1 protein-coding gene and 1 pseudogene are annotated in these 1382 nt (G+C 67.0%); both read left to right on the plus strand.

Annotation, left to right across the window (positions count from 1 at the left end):
• A pseudogene (locus tag ACFP9U_RS25025) lies at positions 1–255 on the plus strand (cell division protein FtsA); the annotation flags it as partial.
• A 63-nt stretch (positions 256–318) separates the two neighbouring features.
• Positions 319–1382: cell division protein FtsZ (gene ftsZ, locus ACFP9U_RS25030; RefSeq protein WP_378625589.1), on the plus strand; the 1064-nt coding region annotated here is incomplete at its 3' end.

The following is a 1382-nucleotide window of genomic DNA, read 5'->3' on the forward strand; positions in this document are numbered from 1 at the left end:
AGCCAGCTCACCGGCTTGCCCGAGGCGGCGCGGCGGCTCCTGGGGCGCAATGTGCGCCTGGGGCGGCCGCTTGGCGTGAAGGGATTGCCCGAGGCAGCGAAGGGAGCCGCCTTTGCCGTGCCCGTCGGGCTTCTGATCTATCCGCAGGTGGCGGATTTCGAAAGCCGCATGTCCAAGGGCGGTTTCTTGACCCGCGCGACCGGGACCGGGGGGCGGTTCCAGCGCGTCAGTCAATGGTTGCGTGAGAGTTTTTGACGGGGGAAGGCCCCATACAAGCCGCATCGGCGAGGCGGCGGAAAAGGCGGAAAGGACGAGGATATGAGCATTAATCTGCAAAAGCCGGATATTACCGAGCTGAAGCCCAGGATCACCGTATTCGGTGTCGGCGGCGGCGGCGGCAATGCCGTCAACAACATGATCACGGCCGGTCTGCGGGGCGTGGAATTCGTGGTGGCGAACACCGACGCGCAGGCGCTCACCATGTCCAAGTCCGAGCGCCTCATCCAGCTTGGCGCGAACGTCACCGAGGGGCTCGGCGCCGGATCGCAGCCGGAGGTGGGCCAGGCGGCGGCCGAGGAATGCATCGACGAGATCATGGATCACCTGTCGTCGACGCACATGTGCTTCGTCACCGCGGGTATGGGCGGGGGCACGGGCACGGGGGCGGCCCCCGTGGTGGCGCGCGCGGCCCGCGAGAAGGGGATCCTCACCGTCGGCGTGGTCACCAAGCCGTTCCATTTCGAGGGCCAGCGGCGGATGAAGATCGCCGACTCCGGCATCGAGGAACTGCAGAAGTGCGTCGACACGCTGATCGTCATCCCGAATCAGAACCTCTTCCGCATCGCCAACGACAAGACGACCTTTGCCGACGCCTTCGCCATGGCGGACCAGGTGCTCTATTCCGGTGTTGCCTGCATCACCGACCTGATGGTCAAGGAAGGTCTCATCAACCTCGACTTCGCTGACGTGCGCTCGGTGATGCGCGAGATGGGCAAGGCGATGATGGGTACCGGCGAGGCGTCGGGCGAGGGCCGCGCCATGGCGGCGGCGGAAGCCGCGATCGCCAATCCGCTGCTCGACGAGACCTCGATGCGCGGTGCCAGGGGCCTCCTGATCTCAATCACCGGCGGGCGCGACCTGACGCTGTTCGAGGTGGACGAGGCGGCAACGCGCATCCGCGAGGAGGTCGACCCCGAGGCCAACATCATCCTCGGCGCCACCTTCGACGAGGAGCTGGAAGGGGTCATCCGTGTCTCCGTCGTTGCCACCGGCATCGACAAGTCGGCGGCGGAAATCTCCGCGCCGCCTTCGGCCGTGCGCCAGCCCAACCGGTCGGCCGAGCCGCAGCAGAAGCCCGCCGCGGCCGGACAGGAAATGCCGGC

Source organism: Nitratireductor sp. GCM10026969, from assembly GCF_042660605.1.
Taxonomy (GTDB): Bacteria; Pseudomonadota; Alphaproteobacteria; order Rhizobiales; family Rhizobiaceae; genus Chelativorans.